We start from the raw sequence: 5,000 nt of genomic DNA on the forward strand, positions 1-5,000 counted from the left end.
CGCCAGGTTGCCCCGCGCTGCCGTTCGACTTGCATGTGTAAAGCATGCCGCCAGCGTTCAATCTGAGCCAGGATCAAACTCTTCAGTTTAATCTCTGTTGCTGACATTTCTGTCACCCTTATTGCTAAGGGGTCGCTCACTCAAAATACTGACCGTCATCCCATTGCTGGGACAACGCTATTTCTTTTTTGTGAACATTTGATAATTTAAGTAATCAAGAACCGAAGTCCCTGGCACCTTCATCAAACGCCCACACTTATCGACTGTAAATTTTTAAAGAACTTTGTTTGGTACTGCCTTGCTGCACTCGACGAAGCGTTGTGTTCGTCAGCAGCAGGAAAGAGAGTATGCAGTAATTCGCGTTGCTCGTCAATCCCGATTTTTGCTTCGTTGCAGATTTCTCTGCACCTCATGCCTCCGTAACCATTTGATTACGTTAACATTTCCGGCCTTCACATCGGCGTTTGCCGTAGTGTGTTCCGAAGCGGAGGCGAACTATAACAAAGCGCGAGCTGCCTTGCAAGGCCCACGCGTTAAGGTACTGGCACCAGCTGGATGACCTGGCGCGCAGCCTTCTCCACCGCTTGCCGCGAATATAGCAGCGGAAAGTATTTCCCTTCCGACCAGCTCGTCGCCAAGTCACGGTAATGCGGGCTGGACGGATTGCCGGACTGACCGGGAGTGTTGATCGCACGCGAGTTATCCCAGTTCCCTACATCGAGTACCACCCGGAACGAGGGACCGTGCGCCTGCCAGAAACTGTCCGGATGATAGCTCGACACGTTCACTGTGAAGGCCCCGCCCCCGCGGGGCAGCGGCCCCACGTTGACCTGCGCGCGTGCAGCGTGATCGAGGATCGGCGTCATCGGGTGCGCAAAATAGCTGAAATGAAGTTTGCCCCACTGCCAGCTTGCAGGATCCGCTCCCTGCAGCGTTTCCATTTCGGCCCATGCCGCACCAAGACTGGTGAGCAGGACTTCGTTACGCCTGCGGATCGCATCGGCGCCGAATCGTTGGCCTGGCTTCTCGAGCGACGCGATCAGGACGCTGGGGTTCGGCGCATCCATTGCGAGTGTCGCGGCTGGCGACAGCACCGCCGACTTGAATGCACGACCCAGGTGTCGCGACCACCACACTTCGTACAAGGCCGCGGCCGCGGAGCCGGCGCGCTCCTCGCCATCCCATGCCGACAGCAGGCGCAGTGCGGACCGCGCTTCTTGCGCCTGCGAAGACAGCGGCTTGAGCAAGGCAATGAGCCGCCGCGCATTCAGCGAGACCACGTCGTTCTGCAGCCGCTGCATGTCCTCCATGCTGGCCTTCGGCGTCTTTGAGAGCACGCCGGCGATGCGCCTTGCACGTGCGTTGTCGGGCCACTCGAAGCCGAGCTTGTGCTCCTTGTACGGGAAGCCGGCAGGCAGGTTCATTTCGTTCGCCGACGCATACCAGCCTTGCTTCGGATTGAGCACGAAGGGCAGCTTGGCGCCGTCGAGGAACCCCTTCCACTCGTAGCGGCCATCGCCCGGCACCGGCATCAGGCCATCCCAGTTCGGGCGTACCGGCGCAAGGCCACCCGCAACCCAGCCGATGTTCCCCGCCGTATCGGCGTACACCTGGTTTTCGGTCGGCGCGCCCCAGCGTTCCATCGCGCGCCGGAACTGCGGGAAGTCCTGTGCTTTCATGTAGTCGATGCTGCCGAAGTAAGGCGCCATGCCGGGTGCGGTCCAGGCAGTGCGCACGGCGAGCGCACGGTGCTTGATGCCGTCCTGGTAAATCACCGGTCCGTGGCGGGTAAAGCGCAGCTCGACGTTCGCGGCGGGCCGGCCGCGCACCTGGACCGCCTCCCTCACCACGCGAAAATTCTCCCACCGGTCCTGGTAGCGATACTGCTGCGGGTTGGCGGGATTGGTTTCGTAGACGTAGAGGTCTTCCTGGTCGATGCTGAAGATGGTGAGCCCGAAAGCGACCTTGCCGTTATGGCCGATCGACACGCCGGGCAGTGCCGGCTCCCCTGCCCCGATGACGTCCAGGCCCGGCGCGCTGAGGTGCACGATGTAGCGCAGCGAGGGCGCACCGTAGGCGCGGTGCGGATCGTTGGCGAGGATCGGCCGGCCGGTGGCCGTGCGCGACGGAGCGACCACCCAGTTATTGCTGCCTTCGAGCGTTTCCTCATTCAGCATCGCACGCGAGGCCTGCACCGGTCGGCGGCCGAAGCGCACGTTCTCGGTCGCGCGCGTGAAGACATCGAGTGCGTCGTCGGGCAGGCAGGGATCGAGTCCTTCCGGCACACGGGTGGTCCAGCTTGGGGACAGCTGGGCGCGGACCGCATCTGCCGCCAGGCCGGCGCGGCAGACCACACGCGCGCGGGCGAATTCCTGCGTCAGGTTGCGCGTCAGGCCATGGCTGCGGATGCGCACCACGTCTTCCGGCAGCCACTTCGCAGGCGTGTAGCCGAGCTGGCGGAATTCGAAGGGCAGCAGTTCCGGCTTGCGCGCAATGTGGTCGATATAGGCATTGATGCCGGCGACGAAACGCGCGCTGGTGCGCTGGGCATCCTGGCCGTAAGCGGCCCATTCGGCGTCCATCCGCCCGCGGTACAGGAACAGGCGCGCCGCCTGGTCCTGCTCGATGTAGGCCGGCCCGAACACGGAGGCCAGCTCGCCCAGGCCGCGGCGGCGCCACAGGTCGATCTGGAACAGGCGGTCGCGCGCGGCATTGAAGCCCTGGACGAAGAAGGCGTCGTCCTGGCTGGCGGCGTAGATGTGCGGGACGCCCCAGGTATCGACCAGGATGCGCGCCGGCTGGCTCAAGCCGGCCACCTTCAGCGGCTGGGCCGCCGAAGGCAAGGCGACGCCCACCAGCAGCGCCGCACCGATGCGGGCAAGCGCCGTCACGCGGGCGTGACCACTGCGGGCATGATCGCAGGGGTCTTGATGCGCATCGGAGGGACCTGCCAATAAGTGACCGCGCGCCACAGCCACTCCATCGGGCCGTAACGGAAGCGCGACAGCCACACGTGGCTGAACACAATCTGGGCCGCCGCCAGCACCACCACGAACAGCATCTGCTCGACGCGCGACATGCCCCAGTTGCCGAAGCCGTAACCGAAGAAGAAGGTGGATGCGACCACTGACTGCGTCAGGTAATTCGTGAGGGCCATGCGGCCGAACGGCGCAAGCACGCGCACCTTGTTCAGTGGCGATGCGCTGTGCAGCATCAGGATCACCACGCTGACATACCCGAGCGAGGCCGGCAGGTTACCGAGCATTTGCAGGCCCATCGCCAGTTGCCAGCCGTCGGCACCGCGCGAACCCGGCACCGGATGCATGGCGATGGCCGAACCGAGCAGGCCCATGCCGATACCAAACGGAAGGCCGTACAAGGCCAGCTTGCGGAACAGCGGCAGGTGAGCGGAAGCTTTTTCCATGATGCCGGCGCGGACGAACCAGGTACCGATCAAGAACATGCCGATCAGGATGGTCGCGAATCCGACTTCACCCGCCGCGTGTTCGCCGAAGCGTCCGGTACGCAGCGTGACCGCATGGGTATAGCTTCCCTTGCTGAGCACAGCGGTTTCTTCGCGAATGCGCGCCTCGCGCTCTCGCCGCGCTTTCGCCCGCTCCGCGGCCGCCTCTTTTTCTTTCTTCGCTTCGGCCGTGGTCATGACGGCTGCAGGCTTTTCAGGGAAAAAGTACATCGATGCGCCGGCGCCGGTCATCATGAAGAAGGCGAAGCAGTAGATGCCCACACCAAGGCGCCATGGGCGGCCCGCCTTGTCGGCGTGGTAGCGCATGGTCAGGTAACCGAGCGTCAGCAAGGCAAATCCCAGCAGGGCCAGGCCGAAGCGGGCCTCCGGCGGCGTGTCGGGCACTGCCCAGGAAACGGCGCCGGCGATCGCCGCGATTGCACCGGCCAGCATGTGCACGAACGCGATCACCGGCGGCTTGCCGAAACGTTTCATGCGCTGTTCGCCGCGCAGCCACCAGGCCGCGAGCCCGAAGAAGGCCAGGCCGCCGGCGATCCCGAACAACCAATCCATGTGGGGAATGAAGCCGCCGCCGATGCATAAGGCCATTGCCAGCACGATCCACTTGAACCGGCCGTACAACACGACCAGCAGCGCCGTCGCGGCGACTGCGTAGCTGAACAGGATATCGCCGGCGAACAGGAAAACATGGTGGAGTGCCCCGAACACGGCAAGGGCGGCGATGCGGCGCATGTAGGGAACGAGGAAACTGCGGCCGGCGCGCTCGGCGCGCATCAGCATGACGGCGAAGCCCATGCCGAACAGCAGGGAGAAAATAGTCCAGAATTTACCGGTGACGAAATATTGGACAAAATAGCTTACCCAGTAGTTGGCCCCGGTGAGGCCGGTTTGCATGCCTGAGCCGATCGCGGCAGTGGCACGATTGAAGAATTCCACGTTCATCAGCAGGATGCCGATCAGGGCAAAGCCGCGCACCACGTCGAGTGACTGGATGCGTTCGTCGCTTGTTACGGGTGTCAAGGCCACCGGAGCTAGTGTCTGGTCCATCGCCATCCCCATTATGTTTTGATCCGGTGATCGTAGCGCAGGCGGATGCAGGTAGCGGTTGGGATGCGACAAAGTGCAGGAAGCCATGGACGAGTTGCGGTTTCAGCGCCTCTGTCGAAAATTGATGAACTTATGGAGCGCAAAACGCAAAAAACCCCACCAGAAGTGAAGATGCGCAGTGCGCATCTGAACGGGTGGGGTAGGCGTATGGAAGCAGAAAAGCCCACCCAGGTGAGGATCCACGGTGTGGATCCGAGCGAGTGGGCTCTGCTTTGCACAAAGCAAAAACCCCACCGCCGGATCCGCATTGCGGATCCTTGCCCTGGTGGGATTCTGATCAAGACGCAAAAAAGCCCGCTAGTTCACTAGCGGGCTTTTTCTTTATAACTAGCCTGACGATAACCTACTTTCACACTGGTTGCAGCACTATCATCGGCGCAAAGTCGTTTCACGGTCCTGTTCGGGATGG

At 62.4% G+C, this 5,000-nt stretch carries 2 protein-coding genes and 1 rRNA gene; all 3 read right to left on the reverse strand.

Annotated elements, in window-relative coordinates; genetic code table 11:
* Window positions 1–89 (reverse strand): 16S ribosomal RNA (locus tag HGB41_RS23100); the annotation flags it as partial.
* Between the two features lie 444 nt (window positions 90–533).
* Entirely contained in the window at window positions 534–2,891 is a 2,358-nt protein-coding gene (locus HGB41_RS23105; RefSeq protein ID WP_171088662.1) for a penicillin acylase family protein, read from the reverse strand.
* Window positions 2,888–4,531: a DUF418 domain-containing protein gene (locus HGB41_RS23110; protein WP_171088663.1), complete on the reverse strand. Its 1,644-nt coding sequence runs from the start codon at window positions 4,529–4,531 to the stop codon at window positions 2,888–2,890. The genes HGB41_RS23105 and HGB41_RS23110 overlap by 4 nt, the downstream gene beginning before the upstream one ends.
* Window positions 4,532–5,000: the final 469 nt, after the last annotated feature.

The organism is Telluria aromaticivorans, from assembly GCF_013003915.1.
GTDB classification, from domain to species: Bacteria; Pseudomonadota; Gammaproteobacteria; order Burkholderiales; family Burkholderiaceae_D; genus Telluria; species Telluria aromaticivorans.